Below are 16,637 nucleotides of genomic sequence, written 5' to 3'. Positions count from 1 at the left end.
TCAAGGAGTGACATGCGCCTGCGCACCCTCGTCCCGGCAGCCCTCGGCAGCTTCGCCCTGGCGGGCAGCCTCGTGACAGCGGGGCCGGCGGCCGCCGACGACTTCAGCAAGCCCGACCGCGGTTTCGCGCCGCCCAACACCGTGCTGACCGACGCGAGCCCAGCCTCGCTCGGGCTCGACCCCGCGCCGATCGCGGAGTCCGTCGCGCAGGTGCACGCGCACGAGGAGGCCCTCGCCGGCGCGCACCCGCTCTTCGCCGGGGCGGTCGCACTCATGGGCCACGAGGGCCACGTCGTCGAGCGCGACGCGAGCGGCTGGGCCCTGCGCTACGCCGACGCGACGACAGAGCTGCCCCGCGACCAGTGGGAGCCGATGCGCACCGACACGATCTTCGACCTCGCGTCGGTCAGCAAGCTCTTCACGTCGATCGCCGTCGTCCAGCTCGTCGAGGAGGGCCGCGTCTCGCTCGAGAGCCCGGTGGAGGCATACCTCCCGGAGTTCGCGGCGAACGGCAAGTCGAGAGTCACCGTGAGCCAGCTGCTCGCCCACACGTCCGGCTTCACGTCGTGGCTGCCGCTCTGGAGCAGGTACCCCGACAAGGCCTCGCGGATCAAGGCCGTCATGGACCAGCCGCTCACCAACCCGGCCGGTTCCACCTACCTCTACAGCGACCTCAACCTCATCACCCTCGGGGTCCTGGTCGAGAGGCTTCGCGGCGCGCCGCTGGACGTCGTCGTGCACGACCGCATCACGGCGCCGCTCGGCATGACGGACACCGGCTACAACCCCACCGACAAGGGCCGGACCGCGGCCACGGAGTACCAGACGGCACCGCCGCGCGGCATGGTGCGCGGTGAGGTGCACGACGAGAACGCGTGGTCGCTCGGCGGCGTCGCCGGGCACGCTGGGGTCTTCTCGACGGCCGACGACCTCGCGACCCTGTCGCAGGCGCTGCTCAACGGCGGCACCTACGAGGGCCACCGCATCCTCAGTCGCAGGAGCGTCGAGGCCTTGGTCACCAACGTCAACGGCGACTTCCCGGGAGACGACCACGGCCTCGGCTTCGAGCTCGACCAGCGGTGGTACATGGACGCGCTGGCCGGCCCGCGCACGGCCGGCCACACCGGCTACACGGGCACCTCTATCGTCATCGACTTCACGTCGCGCTCGTTCGCGATCCTGCTGACCAACCGTGTGCACCCGTCACGCAGCTGGGGCTCGACCAACATCGCCCGCCGCGAGTGGGCCCACGGGCTGGCCGCGTCCATGGGCCTCCGCCCGCGCCACGGCGACACGGCCTGGTTCACCGGCGGGGAGAACGCCGCCACGACGACGCTGACGACGCTGACCCTCCCGGTGGGCGCGGGCGGCGCCCGCCTCGGCTTCGACCTCTTCCTCGACACGGAGGAGACGGACCTGCTCCACCTCGAGCGCTCGACCGACGAGGGCCAGACCTGGACGGCGGTGCCGTTCGAGGTCGTCGACCGCGGGGAGGCCGCGGCCTGCGACGGAGTCATCGCCGGCTCCGGTACGCGGCGCTGGGTCCAGGTGCGCGCCGACCTGCGGCCCGGTGCCCAGCAGGTCCGCTGGCGGCACACGACCGACAGCGGCTACCTCGGCAGAGGCGTCGCTGTCGACGAGGTGCTCGTCAGCGGGCCGGGCGGCATCCTGCTCGACGGCGAGAAGACACCCGAGGCGTTCACGGCCGATGGGTGGCGGCTCGCGGGCCGCGACGCCGTAGCGTAGCCCCATGCCCAGGACCGAGGACGGGGCCTCGTCCCCCGCAGGCGTGGCCGGCGCGTCGCTGCTCATCCGCCTGCGTGGGATCAAGCCCTCGCTGTCGCCCGCCGAGGACCGCGTTGCCGACATCGTGCTCGCCGACGCGCGGCGCGCGGCCGGCCTGACCATCAGCGAGCTCGCCACGGCGGCACGCACGTCGGAGACGACGGTGCTGCGCTTCTGCCGCCGTCTCGGGCTTCCCGGCTACCCGCAGCTGCGCCTCGCCCTCGCCGAGGAGTCGGCCCAGCCGCGCACGATGCGCGGCAGCGGTACCGACATCAGCGCGAGCGACACCATCGACGACATCGTGGCCAAGGTCGCCTTCACCGATGCGAGCGCCGTCGAGGAGACGGCGCAGCAGCTCGACCGCGAGGCGCTCGCTGCCGCGGCCGCCTTCATCGCCAAGGCCGGTCGCGTCGACATCTACGGCGTCGCCGCCAGCGCCATCGTCGGCACCGACCTGCAGCAGAAGCTCCACCGCATCGGCATCGTCGCCTTCGCGTGGAACGACCCGCACATCGCCCTGACGAGCGCGACCCTGCTCACCCGAGGGGACATCGCCATCGGCATCTCCCACTCCGGCACGACGACGGAGACGATCGAGGCGCTCGCCGCGGCCCGCTCGACCGGCGCGAAGACGCTTGCCATCACGAACTTCCCGCTGTCCCGGCTCGCGTCCGGTGTCGACTACCTGCTGACGACCGCGGCCCGCGAGACGAGCCTGCGCTCCGGCGCCACCGCCAGCCGTATCGCGGCGCTCACCGTCGTCGACTGTCTCTACATCGCCGTCGCCCAGCGCAACCTCCGTAAGGTGCGCAAGGCCGTCGTCGACACCCGTGAGGCCGTCGCCGGCCATCACCTCACCGACTGAGTCGCCGCAGGCACGATGCGAGGTGCCCACTCGACCTGGGTGGAGGCCATCGTGTCGCGAATGTTACTGATTTACGGCATTGACGGCTTGTGCGTAGGAAACTAACCTCACACGGGTGAGCAACGAGGTGACCGTGGACGCCCCCACCGAGCAGCGCCATCCGGGGACGAGGTCCATCGACACCCAAACCTCCCTCGACATCCTCCGGGCACTCAACGCCGAGGACGCCACGGTGGCCGGCGCCGTGAGCGAGGTGCTCCCCGAGCTCGCCCGCCTCGTCGACCGAGCCGTCGAGTCGCTCCGCGCCGGAGGCACCGTCCACTACTTCGGTGCCGGCACGTCCGGCCGCCTGGCCGTCCTCGACGCAGCCGAGCTGCGCCCGACGTTCAACGCCCCCGCAGGCCTGGTCGTCGCACACCACGCCGGTGGCCCCGCGGCGCTCGTCGAGCCGGTCGAGAACGTCGAGGACGACGTCGAGCTCGGTCGGTCCGAGGCCGAGGCGCTCGTGGCCGGGGACATCGCCATCGGGCTCACTGCGTCCGGCCGCACCCCGTTCGTCGCGGGGGCGCTCGCCCGCGCCCGCGAGCTCGGCGCGGTCACTGCCCTCGTCACGGCCAACCCGGCCGCGGAGCTGGCGGTCCACGCCGACCACCTGCTCGCGGCGCGCACCGGGGCCGAGGCGCTGACCGGCTCGACCCGGCTCAAGGCGGGCACCGCCCAGAAGCTCATCCTCAACTCGTTCTCGACGGCCGTGATGATCCGCCTCGGCCGCACGTGGAGCAACTTCATGGTCGACGTCGTCGCGACGAACGCGAAGCTCCGCGGCCGCGTCGTGCGGATCCTCCAGGAGGCGACCGGGGCCGACGCCGAGCGCGCCCGCCGAGCCCTCGACGACGCCGATGGTGAGCTCAAGCCCGCCCTCCTCGCGATGCTCGCGGGCGCCGACGTCGCCACCGCGAGAGAGGCCCTGGCCGAGCACGACGGCTCGGTCGCGCAGGCCCTGGCCGCACTCGGTGGTCCCGCCACCGGCACCCCCGAACGCTGACTCCACCCTCCCACCAGGCACGCGCCGAGCGTCTCGGCACGGAACAGAACCCGACAGGAGCATGACCATGACGTTCGCCCCCCGTCTCACCGGCTCGTCCCGGCCGGCCCGCCGCTCGGTCCTCGCGATCGCCGCCCTCTCCGGCGCGCTCGTCGTGACCGCCTGCTCGCCCTCGACGACCGGCACGTCGGGTTCGGGCGGCGAGGGCGGCGACGGCAAGGTCACCCTGACGGTGTGGTCGTGGCGGGTCGAGGACCAGGCCGCGTACACCAGGATCTTCGACGCCTACGAGAAGGCCCACCCCGACGTCACCATCGACGTCAAGGCGTTCAAGGCGACGGAGTACAACAAGATCCTCGCGACCGGCCTCGCCGGGGCGAACGGCCCCGACGTGCCGCAGGTGCGGTCCTACGGCCAGCTGCAGGGCACGGTTGCCGGCAAGTCGCTGCTGCCGCTCGACGGCAAGGTCGACCTCTCCGGCTGGGACGACAACGTCGTCGCGAGCGCCAAGGGCAAGGAGGACGGCAAGACCTACTCCGTGCCACTTGCCCGTCAGACGGTCCAGATGTTCTACAACCAGGGCCTCTTCGACAAGAACGGCCTCAAGGCCCCGACGACGTGGGCCGAGTTCATCGCCGCCAACGACAGGCTCCTGGCTGCCGGCGTCACGCCCATCGCGGTGGGCGCCAAGGACGACTGGACGCTGCCGATCGTCCACGAGGTGCTGGCTGCACCGCGCTTCGGCGGCAAGGCGTTCCAGGGCGAGGTGCTCTCGGGCAAGAAGACCTTCACCGACCCCGACTGGGTCGGGTCGGTCCAGGTCGTCGGAGAGCTCGCCAAGTACATGCCGAAGAACGTCACCGGCGTGGCACAGACCGACGCCCAGACGCTCTTCTCCGCCGAGAGGGCCGCGATGATCCCCGGCGGCTCGTTCGACCTGTCCGTCTTCCAGAAAGCCAACCCGGGCATGAAGATCGGCATCTTCCAGGTGCCGCCGGCCCCGGGCTCGCCGAGCGGCTCGACCGCGACGACGGCAGGATGGGCCGATGGCAACTTCGCCGTCTCGGCCAGGTCCAAGCACCCGGCCGAGGCCACGGAGCTCGTCACGTGGATGACCTCCAAGGAGTTCGGCCAGATGGTCACCGACGACATCAAGCAGATCTCGGCCGTGCCCGGCGTCGAGCCGACCGACCCGCTGCTCAAGCAGATGAGCGACAGCTACGCGAGCTCCGGGTCGCCGTACCTGCTCCTCACCGACTTCCGGTACGGCGCGCCGTCGGGCACCGACCTGCTCGGCAAGGGCCTGCAGGAGCTGCTGCTCGGCTCGAAGGACGCCGCCGAAGTGAGCCAGGACCTGGACGCCGGCGTCAAGACGTGGTTCAAGCCGACCGCATGACGGCTCCCGCAGGAGACACGGCATGAGGCGCCGCACCGGCCTCGTCTTCGTCGCCCCGGCGCTCGCGCTCTTCGCGGTGTTCGTGCTCTACCCGATGGTGACGGCGTTCTCGTACGCCTTCTTCCAGTGGCAGGGCACGACCCGCGGGGCGTTCGCCGGGCTCGAGAACTTCGCGACGCTCTTCACGAAGGCGCCGTTCACGACGGACCTGCCGCGAGCGGTGCTGCACAACGTGCTCTTCTTCGTCGGCACGTTGCTCATCCAGAACACCATCGGCCTCACCATCGCGTACCTGCTCCACAGCCGCCCGCGCACCCGCCGGATGCTGCAGACGCTCTACGCGATGCCCTACCTCGTCAGCCCGATCGTCATCGGCTATCTCTGGACGCTGCTGCTGTCGCCGACGTTCGGCCCGGTCAACACGCTGCTGACGGGGCTCGGCCTCGAGTCGTGGGCACTTCCGTGGCTCGGCGACCCGAAGACGGCCCTCTGGGTCGTCATCCTCGTCAGCGTCTGGCAGTGGATCGGCTTCCCGGTCCTGCTGTACGGAGCGGCGCTCGGCGGCGTGCCGGAGGAGCTGACCGAAGCGGCCCGCGTCGACGGCGCGAGCAACCGACAGGCCTTCTCCAGGATCACCCTGCCGCTGCTCGTGCCGGCGGTGGGCACGGTGTCCGTGCTGACGTTCATCTTCGCCATGGAGGCGTTCGCGCTGCCGTACGCGTTCGGCGGGTCGACCGGAAACCCTGCGGGTGCAACGGACTTCGTGTCACTGCTCTTCTACCGGACAGCATTCGACTCGGGCGCGGCCGACGCGATCGGCAGCTCGTCGGCGCTCGCGACGCTGCTCTTCCTCCTCATCTTCGGCGGTGCCTACGTCGCCACGGCCGTGTTGCGACGCCACGAGCGGAGGATCACCGCATGACGACGGCTGTCGTCAGCACCGAGGCGCCCGGCGAGGCGAGCACCACGCCTGTCGCCCCGCGTCCCCGCCGGCGCGCGCCCCGGGTCAACCGTCCCGTCGGCGGCGCGGGCGCGGGCGTGCTGCTCTGGGGGTATGCCGCCCTGGCACTCGTGCCGCTGCTGCTCATGGTGAGCAACAGCTTCCGGTCCAACGCCGACCTCATCACCGACCCCCTCGGGCTGCCCGCTCCCCCGACGACGTCGAGCTACGCCGAGGCCTGGACGACAGGCAACTTCGCGACGTACTTCGGCAACTCGCTGCTCGTCACCGTCGGGGCCGTCGCGGTCTCGACCTCGGTGGCGACGATGGCGGCGTACGCCCTGGCCCGTGCCCGTTCGCGGATCTTCCGCTGGCTCGAGTCGCTCTTCCTGTCGGGTCTCATGCTGCCGATCCACCTCGCGATCCTGCCGATCTTCTACCTCTTCGACGGTCTGGGCCTCATCGACTCGCGTCTCGGCCTGATGCTCATGTACGCCGCGTCGGGCATCCCGTTCTCGGTCTTCGTGCTGACGACGTTCTTCCGGCAGCTGCCCGAGGAGCTCGAGGAGGCCGCGGCCCTCGACGGCGCGACGAGCTGGCAGACGTTCTGGCGGATCATGGTCCCGCTCGTCCGGCCGGCCCTGGCGACCGTGGCCGTCTTCCGCTTCGTACCGATCTGGAACGACTTCCTCTTCCCGCTCGTGCTCCTGCGCCGCGAGGACAAGTACACGCTGCCCGTCGGTCTCACGACGTTCTTCGGCGAGAACGCGACGAACTACTCGGCGGTCTTCGCCGGCCTCGTCATCACGACGATCCCGCTCATCGTGCTCTTCCTGGTCGCCACGAAGCAGATCGTCGCGGGCTTGACCGCCGGCATGGCGAAGTGATCGGCTCGCTCGCGTGAGCGAGCCGACCACGACACCGACGGTGGTGGCCGTCGACGTCGGCGGTTCCGCACTGCGCCTGCAGACGTATGCCGTGGGGCCGGGCCCCGTGCTCAGCGCCCCGGGCGTACGGGTCCGGACCGGCGGCATCGACGTGCCGGCGCTCGTGGCGGACGCCCGGTCGCTGCTCGCCGCAGACGAGTCTGCCTCTGCCGCAAGGCCACCCGAGGTCGTCGTGTGGTCGATGCGCGGGCTGCTCTTCCTCGCCGACCGCGCCAAGGTGCTCCGGACTGTCGCCGACGGCCTCGGTGCCGGGAGCACGGTCGTCGTCAGCGACGCCGTCGCCAACCTTGTCGGCGCGACCGGCGGCCTCGGCACCGGAGCCGTCGTGGCGGCCGGCACGGGAGCGGTGGCGTTCGGGACGGACTTCGACCGGCAGTGGCGTCGGGTCGACGGCTGGGGGCACGTCCTCGGCGACGCGGGGTCGGCGGCGGTGCTCGGCATGGCCGGGCTGCGCGCGGCACTGCGGGCCCACGACGGCCTGCCAGGTGGCTCGGCTCGCCTGCTCGGGGCGGCGACCCGCCTGCTCGGTGTGCCGGAGACGTGGCCGCGACTCGTCATGACGACGCCCGATGCTCCCGAGCGCCTCGCGTCGGTCGCGCCGCTGGTCACGGCGGCCGCTGCCGACGGCGACCCGGTCGCGAGCGAGCTGTGCGAGCAGGCGGGCGCCGCGCTGGCCGAGTCGCTGCTGCGAGCCGCCGACGGGCTCGACGAGCCGACCCTCGTCGCCACGGGCGGGCTGCTCGCGGCGGCATCCGTTACCGCCGCACTCGACGCCCGGCTGACCAGGGCCGGCCTGAGGCGGAGCCCTGCGCGGGGCGGTGCGCTCGACGGTGCGCTCCTCCTCGCCCGGCACCTGCTCGAGACGGGGCGGGTCCCCGAGCACCCGGCATACCTCGTCGTCGGCTGACCCGCCGTCACCGATCCGTAAGGGCTTCGTCATGGACCCGACCGGCGACCGGCGCTTGGCTGGGAGCACCGCAGGGCGCGCCGGCCCGGCGGCACAGACCGGGAGCGACCATGTCCGAGCAGCCGACCCGCACGACGAACCCGAACCGACGGAGCCTGCTGCGGCGGCCTCTCGTGGCCTGGCTCGCCGTCGCCGGCGTCGTGGCGCTGGCGGTCGGCCTCGTGCTCTTCCAGCCGTGGCGCCTGCTGACGCGCAGCGTGGTCGACGAGCCGTTGCCTGTCGCCGCGACGATGGTCGCGACTCCGACCGCTGACCCGAGCGGCACGACGAGGCCGAGCACCACCGCATCCGTCCGGGTGCTCGGTGAGGGTCGGTTCGTGGACGGGGAGCACGCGACCTCGGGTACGGCCCGGGTACTCGCCCTCGCCGACGGCACGCGCGTGCTCCGGCTCGAGGGCTTCTCGACGAGCGACGGCCCCGACGTCGACGTGTGGCTCACCGACCAGCCGGCGGGCGACGCCGACTGGCACCGGTACGACGACGGACGGTACGTCGCGCTGGGCGACCTCAAGGGCACCGACGGCAACCAGAACTACGTCATCCCGGCCGACGCCGACCTCGGCGGCCTGACGTCCGTCGTCATCTGGTGCGACCGGTTCGACGTCGCGTTCGGGACGGCTGCGGTCCGACTCGCCTGACGTCAGCGCATCGGGTCGAAGGGGCGCAGCTGCTCGGGCGCGGTGCCCGTGACGATCTGCTCGGCGAGGAGGCGGCCGGTGACGGGACCCAGCGTGATCCCCCACATGCCGTGCCCGCCGGCCACGAAGACCTTCGAGCTCTTCGTGGCGCCGATGAGCGGCAGCCCGTCGACGGTGCAGGGGCGCGAGCCGACCCACTCGTCCTGGCGGTGGTCGAGGTCGGCGCCCGTGAGCAGCGGGCGGGCGGACTCGACGATGGCCGCGATGCGGCGCGGGTCGAGGGCGGCCTCGGGCCGGCGGAACTCCATCATGCCGGCGACGCGGAGTCGGTCTCCGACCGGCGTGCAGGCGACGCGGGCGGCGGGGAAGTAGACCGGGCCGTTGGGCAGGTCCTCGACGGCGACGCTGAACGAGTAGCCGCGGCCGGCCTGGACGACACGCCTGACGCCGAACTCGCGGGCGAGCTTGCCGAGCCAGGCGCCGGTCGCGACGACGACGGCGTCGTAGTGCTCGGCGCCACCGAAGTCGTTGGTGATGACGACACCGTTGGCGGTGTCCGTGATGGCCGTGACCGCGCTGCCGGTGACGATCTTGCCGCCACGCCCGGTGACGGAGTCGGCCAGCGCGGCGACGTAGGCGCCGGGGTTGATGAACCGCTGGCCGTGGAGCACGATCGCGGCGCCGATCTGGTCGGACAGGGCCGGCTCGATGGCACGTGCCTCGTCACCGGTGAGGACGTCGAACGCGATGTCGCCGCCGGACGCGTGGATGTGCTCGATCTCCTCGAGCAGCGTCTGGCGCTCCTCGGCGGTGCGGTAGGCGGCGGTGAACGACTTCGCCTCGTAGGTGTCGGCGTCGACGCCGCCCGCCTTGAGCAGGTCGAAGCTCTGCAGCGACAGGTCGTTGACCGGGACGAGGGACCCCATGGCCTTCTTCCAGGCCTTCATCGTGCTGTGGCGGGTGAAGCCGGTGACGAAGCGCAGGAAGTCGGGGCGGGCGCTCGGCGGCACGTAGACGGGCGAGCTCGGGCTGAGGACGGCGCGCAGGCCGTACTTCAGGACGGCAGGCTCGGGCAGCGGCGTCGCGATGCCCGGCGTCAGCCAGCCGGCGTTGCCCCACGACGCCCCGGCGGCCACGCCGTCGCGGTCGATGACGGTGACCTCGACGCCGCGCTCCTGGAGGAACCACGCGGTCGCGAGGCCGACCATGCCGGCGCCGACGACGGCGACGCGCTCGGGGACGGGGGTGCCGGACGGGGTGACAGCGGCCATGCGATCGACTCCTGGGTCAAGGGGTGGTCAACGGGGATGCGTGGTGCGTTGTGTCCATGGTGGGGTCGATCCAGGCTCGAGCCGTGGTGCTCCGGTGACAGAGTTGGCCGCTCTCCTTGTGCCCGGAGTACAGCCGTGGGTCATCATGAGGTATGCCGTCCGCCTCCTCGCGACCACGCCGCACGTCCGCGACCCGGACCTCCTCGACCACTCCGGTCGGCCTTCCGATCGGGCAGCTCGTCGGCACCATCGGAGGTGGCCTGCTCACGGTCGTCGTCGACGCGGGCGGCCCGCCCGTCGACGACGTGACGCTGGCCGAGCCGGCCTCGGGTGTCTTCGGCCAGGCCGGTGACCTGCTCCTCGGGGTCGGCGTCGAGCGTCCGGCCGAGGCCGTGGCTCTGCTCGAGGGTGCGGCGGCGGTCGACACGGGGGCCGTCGTCATGCGGCGCGCCGCCGCCCGCAACCCCCAGGTCAGGTCGGCGGCGACGCGTCTCGGAGTCAGTCTCGTCGAGCTGGCCGAGCACGCCTCGTGGGCGCACGTCGTGTGGCTCCTGCGTGGCGTCCTCGACCGCGCCGCGAGCGGGCCGGCCCTGCGCGCCGAGGGGCCCGTGCTCGACGAGCTCTTCGCCCTGGCCGACGCGTGCGCCGCGCTCGTCACCGCCCCCATCACGATCGAGGACACCCAGTCACGGGTGCTCGCCTACTCCTCGACCCAGGACGTCGCCGACCCGGCCCGCGTCTCGACGATCGTCGGCCGGCGCGTGCCCGACGAGGTCATCGCCAGCCTCCGGGGTCGCGGCGTCTTCCGGCGGCTCGCCCGATCCGACGAGCCGTTCTTCGTACCGGCCGGGCGGGGCCTCCGGGCCCGTGTCGTCGTGCCGGTGCGGGCCGGCACGGAGTGGCTCGGCTCGATCTGGGGCGTCGTCGACGAGGAGCCACCGCGGCACGTCCTCGTCTCGCTCTCCCAGACCGCGTCCGTCGTGGCCCTTCACCTGCTCCGGCTGCGTTCGCAGGCCGACCTCGCGCGCCGGGTCGCGGCCGACCGGCTCCGCGCCGTGCTCAGCGGCGACACCCTCGAGGCCGAGGCATGGCTGCCGCCACCACCGTGGCGGGTCGTGGTGCTCTCGGGCGCCCACCGCGACCTGGCCGTGCGGGCCGACCGCGACGCCGACCACGACACCGACCACGACGCAGGGCGCGACCCCGAGCGTGAGCTCGAGGTCTGGGAGTCGGCGGCGCGCCGCAGGTCGTGGCGCCAGCCGCTCCTCGCGATCTTCGACGGCGTGGCTCTCTCCCTCGTACGCGACGTGCCCGGCGACACGGCGCCCGGCACGTGGGAGTGGCTGCTCGGTGTCGTCGAGGAGGTGGCCGGGGTCAGCCCGACAGCCACCGCGAGCGCCGGCGGACGGGTCTCACGCACCGTGGACCTCGACCGCTCGCGACGTGAGGCCACCGAGGTCCAGCGCCTGCGCGACGCCGGCAGGGTCGCCGGCACGACGACGACGGTCGAGGACGCGTGGGCCGCGGTCACGAACGCCCGCGCCCTGAGCGGCATCTGGACCGAGGAGCTCCTCGGCCCCGTCGGGACGCTGCGCGACCACGACGAGGCCCACCGGACGGTATACCTCGAGACGGTTGCGGCCTGGCTCGACCACCCGGGGGACCCGCGTGCGGCGGCAGCCGTCGTCCACGTGCACCCGAACACGCTGCGCTACCGCATGCAGCGCCTCTCGGACGTCGTGGACCTCGACCTGCACGATCCCGAGACGCGGCTCGCGCTGCGCCTCCAGCTGCGGGCGCTGGGGCACTGAGCCGGCCCGGCCGGGCGGGGCGTCACTCGTCTCCGAGGTGCACGGTGCCGTCGGGGTCGACGCGGAAACCCGGGTTGTGCACGAAGTCCCAGCGGAACCCGTCAGGGTCGGCCACGCACGCGCTCACGCCACCCCACTCGCGCCTGGCGGGGGCGGTGACGGAGGACGCACCGGCGGCCAGGGCAGCGGCATACAGCTGCTCGACCTGCTCCTCGGCGGCGACGTTGTGGCCGAGGGACATCGGTGGTCCGGACGGCCCATGGCCGACGTCGCCGTACTCGCTCGGCATCTGCATCACGTCCCACAGCGCGAGCAGCTGGCCGGGCGCACCCTGCACGAAGCAGATCTGTCCAGGCAGGTGCAGCACCGGCCGGAAGCCGAGCCCGTCGACGTAGAAGGTGCGCGACACCTCGACGTCTCGGACGCCGAGCGTGATGGCGGTGATGTCGGGGCGGCTGGTCATCCCGTCACGATAGGACGCTCCGCCGACGTCTCCGGTCTGTAAGGACCGGTAAGGACGCCGTCATGGAGTGCCGGCCGCCATCCGGCTTGACTCGGTGGAGAGCTGGTCACGGTGGCCGGCCGAAAGGTGGAAAGCCATGTCGCACAACCTGACCCGTGGGATCGTCCGGTCGCTCGGGATCGTAGCCCTCGCCCTCCCCGGCCTCGTGGCCGCAGGTTCCGCCGCCCAGGCCGGCGGGGTGTCCGGGCCGGCGTTCTACGTCGACCACGAGCTCTACCGCACCGTTGCCACGCCGACCGACCTCAGCGGCACGGGCGCACCCGACCAGGCGTGGGACACCATCTACAGCTTCGGCGCGGTCCAGCGGAGCGTCGCGACGGCAGCACCCGGCGACACCGGCTACAACGGCGGGCGCTGGCAGGTGCACGCGGTCTCGCTCACCGGCTCGTACGCCGACGCGCTGGCTGCTGGCGACCTCGACGGCAACGGCGTGCTCGACGCGACCGACGAGGTGCGGGCGGCCATCGACGGCGGCGCGCTCGTCGACAACGGCGTCGTCAGGTACTTCGTGTGCACCGTGAACCCGGTCCCCCGCGGGAACGCCTGAGCATCAGCCCGGGTAGCAGTCGGGGGAGCGACACCGCGCGGTGCCTCTCCCCCGACTGGTTGACCGGTTTACCCCCAACTACGGTCGAGCTTCAGTGCCCGCCACCCAGAAGGTCGCGAACCTCTGACTCGCGGTACCTCCGGTGTCCACCAAGGGTCCGGATCGAAGTCAGCTTGCCTGCTTTGGCCCATCGGGTCACCGTCTTCGGGTCCACCCGGAAGAGGGCCGCAACCTCGGCAGGTGTCAGCAGCTTCTCGGTCTCGTGTCGATCCTGAGTCGTCATTGTCATATCCCCACCACCCTGTCGCTAGGTGCAGCGACACGCATGCGCCCCAGTCCGGGGCTCAGTAAAGACAGAGTAAAGTCTCGGCAAGCCCAATGGCGGTTAAACACTGAAAAGAGTCAAATCGTCCCGCTTTTGCAACACAGGGTGTATACGTCGAGTGGCCTCCCAATACCATGCGCGCGAAGTGCGTGCGCGACCGGGGTGTCCGATGGCCCTCGACCTCACCAGGGTTGGTCGCCGACGGCTCGCTGGCCGGCGGAGTGCGCTGGGTGGGTGGCGGCGGGCGCGGGATTTGCCTCACTCATGTAGCGTTAGCACCACGAGAACACACACATTCCCGGGGCCGCTACGCGGACATCGAAGAGCCACCCGGTTCTCCGAGGAGCGATGCCGTCCCGGCACGACGCACGAGGGGGTCACGCCATGGGGCGCGGCCGAGCCAAAGCCAAGCAGACCAAGGTCGCACGGCAGCTCAAGTACTACACACCTGATACGGACTTGAGCGCGCTGGAGCGTGAGCTGCACGGACCGTCGCAACGCGACGGCACCAACCAGCCACGGTCCGTCGACGACGACGAGTACGACGAATACGGGAAGTGGGCCTCGGGCGAGCGCTGAGCTCGCCTTCCCCTTCTGTCTGCACCTCGTGCGTCGAGTGTTCCCACCCGACGCGCGATCGGTGCTGCCCTCCGCCCCGGCGGCGGGAGTCTGGTCAACGCATCGATGCCCGCGCACCCACGAAGGTGCGCGGGCATCGTCGCGTCATGGCGTGGGTGCCCAGCCCGCGCCGCTCAGGCGGTTGGGTGCTGCCCGACGACCTGCACGGCGCCGCCGTCGACGCCCTTCGCCCCGCGGACGACCTCGACGCCCGGTGCGACCAGACCGCCGGCGTACGCACGTTCCTCCAGTGCCACCTCGCCGAGCCGCCAGGCGCGTATGCCGCGTGCCTCGCTCAGCTCGATGGCGCGGTCGGCGTGCGCCTCGGGCACCACGGCCACGAAGCCGATCCCCTGGTTGAGGGTGCGCTCGACATCGGCCTCCGGCACGCGGCCGAGGTCCTGGACCGTACGGAAGACGGCGGGCGGCGTCCACGTCGACCGGTCGAGGCGGGCGAAGGTGCCGGTCGGCAGCACGCGCGCGAGGTTCGCCGCCAGGCCGCCGCCGGTGACGTGGCTCAGGGCGTGCACGTCGACGCCGTCCTCGGCGATGAGCTCGAGCAGCGGCCGCGTGTAGATGCGGGTCGGCTCGAGCAGCTCCTCGCCGAGGGTGCGGCCGAAGTCGTCGACGTGCCGGTCGAGCTGCCAACCGGCGCTCTCGATGACTCTGCGCACGAGGCTGAAGCCATTGCTGTGCAGGCCGCTGCTCGCGAGAGCCACCACGACGTCCCCGTCGGCGACGCGCTGCGGCCCCAGCACGGCGGCATACTCCACGACGCCCGTGGCGGCGCCGGCGACGTCGTACTCGTCGGGCTCGAGCAGTCCGGGGTGCTCCGCGGTCTCGCCGCCGACGAGCGCGACGCCGGCCTCCTCACACGCGCGGGCGATGCCGCCGACGATGGCGGCGATGCGCTCGGGCACGACCTTGCCGGTCGCGATGTAGTCGGTCATGAAGAGCGGCTCGGCGCCGCACACGACGATGTCGTCGACGACCATGCCGACGAGGTCGAAGCCGATCGTGTCGTGCTTGTCGAGGGCTTGGGCGACGGCGACCTTGGTGCCGACGCCGTCGGTGCTGGTCGCCAGGATCGGGCGGGTCATGCGGGCGATCGCGCTCGCGTCGAACATGCCGGCGAATCCGCCGAGCCCGCCGAGCACCTCGGGCCGCGTCGCGCGCCGGACCGACTCCTTCATCAGCTCGACGGCCTTGTCACCCGCTTCGACGTCGACTCCGGCAGAGGCATAGGTGATGGGGGTCTCGCTCACCCGGCAAGCCTACCGGCGCCGCCGCGACAGCTGGACGCGTGCGCGGGACGCCTGTTCGGAGGACCTCGTCGCGCCCCAGCGCGCCCGCACACCTCGAACGGATCGCAGGGTCAGGGGTGCTGGAGGGCGTTCTCGCCGCCGACGCCGACGCCGAGGCTGACGCCCTCGACGTCGACCGAGCGGTCGTGGCCGGTGCGGACCGTCAGGGGCAGCGTCTCGAGGACGTGCTTGCCGATGTGGCCGTCCTCGGGCAGCTCGATCGGGTAGCGACCGGTGAAGCACGCGGAGCACAGCTCGTCGGCAGGCTGGTTCGTCGCACCCACCATGCCCTCCTCGGAGATGTAGCCGAGGGAGTCGGCGCCGATCGACGCGCGGATCTCCTCGACCCCGAGGCCGGTCGCGATGAGCTCCGCCCGCGTGGCGAAGTCGATGCCGTAGAAGCAGGGCCACTGCACGGGCGGCGACGAGATGCGCACGTGCACCTCGGCCGCACCCGCCTCGCGCAGCATCCGGATCTGCGCGCGCTGGGTGTTCCCGCGAACGATCGAGTCGTCCACGACGACGAGGCGCTTGCCGCGGATCGTGTGCTCGAGCGGGTTGAGCTTGAGCCGGATGCCGAGCTGGCGCAGCGTCTGCGACGGCTGGATGAAGGTGCGCCCGACGTACGCGTTCTTGACGAAGCCCTGGCCGAACGGGGTGCCACTCTCCTGCGAATACCCCACGGCCGCAGGCACGCCCGACTCGGGCACACCGATCACGAGGTCGGCGTCGACGGGGTGCTCGCGGGCGAGGACGCGGCCCATCTCGACGCGCGCCTCGTGCACGACGCGGCCGCGGATCACTGCATCCGGGCGGGCGAGGTAGACGTACTCGAAGACGCAGCCCTTGGGCTGCGGCGCCGCGAACTTGTGCGAGCGCAGACCGTCCTCGTCGATGACGATCAGCTCGCCGGGCTCGACCTCGCGGATGACGGCCGCACCGATCGTCTGCAGGGCCGCCGTCTCGGAGGCCACGACCCAGCCTCGCTCGAGGCGACCGAGCGCGAGGGGTCGCACGCCCCACGGGTCGCGGGCGGCATACAGGGTCGACTCGTCCATGAAGACGAAGGAGAACGCGCCGCGCAGCTTCGGCAGCAGCTCGAGGGCGGCCTGCTCGGGCGTGCGGTCCTCGTCGGCGGAGAGAAGCGTCGTGACGAGCGCAGTGTCGGACGTGTTGCCGCGCGCGAGCTCACCCGTGACGCGGGTGCCGCCGAAGTGCTCGTCGACGAGGGCCTTGAGCTCGACGGTGTTGATGAGGTTGCCGTTGTGGGCGAGGGCGAGCGTGCTGTGGCCCGTGCCGCCGAGGGTCGGCTGGGCGTTCTCCCACGTGGAGCCGCCCGTCGTGGAGTAGCGCGTGTGACCGATCGCGATGTGCCCGCGCAGCGACGACAGGGCGGTCTCGTCGAAGACCTGGGACACGAGGCCCATGTCCTTGTAGACGAGGATCTTCTCGCCGTCGCCGGTCGCGATGCCGGCGGACTCCTGGCCGCGGTGCTGCAGCGCATAGAGCCCGAAGTACGTCAGCTTCGCGACGTCCTCTCCGGGGGCCCAGACGCCGAAGACCCCGCAGGCGTCCTGCGGGCCCTTCTCGCCGGGGATGAGGTCATGGTTCAAACGACCGTCGCCACGTGCCACTGCCCCAGTGTCCCACACGTG

16 protein-coding genes are annotated in these 16,637 nt (G+C 71.9%); 11 read left to right on the top strand and 5 right to left on the bottom strand.

What is annotated here, in order from left to right:
• The first annotated feature begins 12 nt into the window (after positions 1-12).
• The 8 genes from H9I49_RS06770 (at position 13) to H9I49_RS06735 (ending at position 8,583) form a co-directional block, all read left to right on the top strand.
• Positions 13-1,746, top strand: coding sequence for a serine hydrolase (locus H9I49_RS06770; protein WP_188029488.1), 1,734 nt, complete (start codon positions 13-15; stop codon positions 1,744-1,746).
• A 4-nt stretch (positions 1,747-1,750) separates the two neighbouring features.
• Complete coding sequence (locus H9I49_RS06765; RefSeq protein ID WP_188029487.1) at positions 1,751-2,650, top strand: MurR/RpiR family transcriptional regulator; 900 nt, start codon at positions 1,751-1,753, stop codon at positions 2,648-2,650.
• Between the two features lie 115 nt (positions 2,651-2,765).
• The gene (locus H9I49_RS06760; protein ID WP_188029486.1) at positions 2,766-3,695 is read left to right on the top strand and encodes an N-acetylmuramic acid 6-phosphate etherase; all 930 of its coding nucleotides are present in this window, start codon (positions 2,766-2,768) and stop codon (positions 3,693-3,695) included.
• 67 nt (positions 3,696-3,762) lie between these two features.
• A complete protein-coding gene (locus tag H9I49_RS06755; protein ID WP_188029485.1) occupies positions 3,763-5,091 on the top strand; it encodes an extracellular solute-binding protein in 1,329 nt (442 codons plus the stop codon).
• 22 nt (positions 5,092-5,113) lie between these two features.
• Positions 5,114-6,013, top strand: a complete 900-nt coding sequence (locus H9I49_RS06750; RefSeq protein ID WP_188029484.1) for a carbohydrate ABC transporter permease — start codon at positions 5,114-5,116, stop codon at positions 6,011-6,013.
• Entirely contained in the window at positions 6,010-6,918 is a 909-nt protein-coding gene (locus H9I49_RS06745; protein WP_188029483.1) for a carbohydrate ABC transporter permease, read from the top strand. Before H9I49_RS06750 ends, H9I49_RS06745 begins: the two co-directional genes overlap by 4 nt.
• Before the next feature lie 13 nt (positions 6,919-6,931).
• Complete coding sequence (locus H9I49_RS06740) at positions 6,932-7,885, top strand: N-acetylglucosamine kinase (RefSeq protein WP_370587457.1); 954 nt, start codon at positions 6,932-6,934, stop codon at positions 7,883-7,885.
• Positions 7,886-7,995: 110 nt separating this feature from the next.
• A complete protein-coding gene (locus tag H9I49_RS06735) occupies positions 7,996-8,583 on the top strand; it encodes a DM13 domain-containing protein (RefSeq protein WP_188029482.1) in 588 nt (195 codons plus the stop codon).
• A gap of 2 nt (positions 8,584-8,585) precedes the next feature.
• Here the strand turns inward: H9I49_RS06735 and H9I49_RS06730 are convergent, their stop codons facing one another.
• A complete protein-coding gene (locus H9I49_RS06730; protein WP_188029481.1) occupies positions 8,586-9,854 on the bottom strand; it encodes an FAD-binding oxidoreductase in 1,269 nt (422 codons plus the stop codon).
• Between the two features lie 152 nt (positions 9,855-10,006).
• Here H9I49_RS06730 and H9I49_RS06725 point away from each other — a divergent pair, with 152 nt between their 5' ends.
• Positions 10,007-11,665: a CdaR family transcriptional regulator gene (locus H9I49_RS06725; protein ID WP_188029480.1), complete on the top strand. Its 1,659-nt coding sequence runs from the start codon at positions 10,007-10,009 to the stop codon at positions 11,663-11,665.
• Between the two features lie 22 nt (positions 11,666-11,687).
• Here H9I49_RS06725 and H9I49_RS06720 read toward each other — a convergent pair whose 3' ends face one another.
• Positions 11,688-12,128: a VOC family protein gene (locus H9I49_RS06720; protein WP_188029479.1), complete on the bottom strand. Its 441-nt coding sequence runs from the start codon at positions 12,126-12,128 to the stop codon at positions 11,688-11,690.
• Positions 12,129-12,264: 136 nt separating this feature from the next.
• On the opposite strand from H9I49_RS06720, the gene H9I49_RS06715 reads away from it, so the two are divergent.
• Positions 12,265-12,735, top strand: coding sequence for a hypothetical protein (locus H9I49_RS06715; RefSeq protein WP_188029478.1), 471 nt, complete (start codon positions 12,265-12,267; stop codon positions 12,733-12,735).
• A 91-nt stretch (positions 12,736-12,826) separates the two neighbouring features.
• Here H9I49_RS06715 and H9I49_RS06710 read toward each other — a convergent pair whose 3' ends face one another.
• Positions 12,827-13,018, bottom strand: coding sequence for a BldC family transcriptional regulator (locus tag H9I49_RS06710; protein ID WP_045191048.1), 192 nt, complete (start codon positions 13,016-13,018; stop codon positions 12,827-12,829).
• Between the two features lie 426 nt (positions 13,019-13,444).
• Between H9I49_RS06710 and H9I49_RS06705 the strand changes: the two genes are divergently transcribed.
• Positions 13,445-13,639 carry a DUF3073 domain-containing protein gene (locus tag H9I49_RS06705; RefSeq protein ID WP_188029477.1) on the top strand — a complete coding sequence of 65 codons (195 nt, stop codon included), beginning with the start codon at positions 13,445-13,447 and terminating at the stop codon, positions 13,637-13,639.
• A 173-nt stretch (positions 13,640-13,812) separates the two neighbouring features.
• On the opposite strand, the gene purM is transcribed toward H9I49_RS06705, so the two are convergent.
• A complete protein-coding gene (purM, locus tag H9I49_RS06700; protein ID WP_188029476.1) occupies positions 13,813-14,943 on the bottom strand; it encodes a phosphoribosylformylglycinamidine cyclo-ligase in 1,131 nt (376 codons plus the stop codon).
• Positions 14,944-15,053: 110 nt separating this feature from the next.
• Positions 15,054-16,616 (bottom strand): amidophosphoribosyltransferase, encoded by a 1,563-nt coding sequence (gene purF / locus H9I49_RS06695; protein ID WP_188029475.1) that lies wholly within the window; start codon positions 16,614-16,616, stop codon positions 15,054-15,056.
• Positions 16,617-16,637: the final 21 nt, after the last annotated feature.

Origin of the sequence: Terrabacter sp. MAHUQ-38 (assembly GCF_014518425.1) — a bacterium.
Taxonomy (GTDB): Bacteria; Actinomycetota; Actinomycetes; order Actinomycetales; family Dermatophilaceae; genus Terrabacter.
The sequence above is the reverse complement of the archived record's forward strand: the minus strand, read 5'-3'. Positions and strand labels throughout refer to the sequence as shown.

Excerpts from the sequence above, each read along its gene's own strand:
- H9I49_RS06770 (WP_188029488.1), top strand. The coding sequence starts at position 13 with ATGCGCCTGCGCACCCTCGTCCCGGCAGCCCTCGGCAGCTTCGCCCTG.
- H9I49_RS06765 (WP_188029487.1), top strand. The coding sequence starts at position 1,751 with ATGCCCAGGACCGAGGACGGGGCCTCGTCCCCCGCAGGCGTGGCCGGC.
- H9I49_RS06755 (WP_188029485.1), top strand. The coding sequence starts at position 3,763 with ATGACGTTCGCCCCCCGTCTCACCGGCTCGTCCCGGCCGGCCCGCCGC.
- H9I49_RS06750 (WP_188029484.1), top strand. The coding sequence starts at position 5,114 with ATGAGGCGCCGCACCGGCCTCGTCTTCGTCGCCCCGGCGCTCGCGCTC.
- H9I49_RS06745 (WP_188029483.1), top strand. The coding sequence starts at position 6,010 with ATGACGACGGCTGTCGTCAGCACCGAGGCGCCCGGCGAGGCGAGCACC.
- H9I49_RS06735 (WP_188029482.1), top strand. The coding sequence starts at position 7,996 with ATGTCCGAGCAGCCGACCCGCACGACGAACCCGAACCGACGGAGCCTG.
- H9I49_RS06730 (WP_188029481.1), bottom strand. The coding sequence starts at position 9,854 with ATGGCCGCTGTCACCCCGTCCGGCACCCCCGTCCCCGAGCGCGTCGCC.
- H9I49_RS06725 (WP_188029480.1), top strand. The coding sequence starts at position 10,007 with ATGCCGTCCGCCTCCTCGCGACCACGCCGCACGTCCGCGACCCGGACC.
- H9I49_RS06720 (WP_188029479.1), bottom strand. The coding sequence starts at position 12,128 with ATGACCAGCCGCCCCGACATCACCGCCATCACGCTCGGCGTCCGAGAC.
- H9I49_RS06715 (WP_188029478.1), top strand. The coding sequence starts at position 12,265 with ATGTCGCACAACCTGACCCGTGGGATCGTCCGGTCGCTCGGGATCGTA.
- H9I49_RS06710 (WP_045191048.1), bottom strand. The coding sequence starts at position 13,018 with ATGACGACTCAGGATCGACACGAGACCGAGAAGCTGCTGACACCTGCC.
- H9I49_RS06705 (WP_188029477.1), top strand. The coding sequence starts at position 13,445 with ATGGGGCGCGGCCGAGCCAAAGCCAAGCAGACCAAGGTCGCACGGCAG.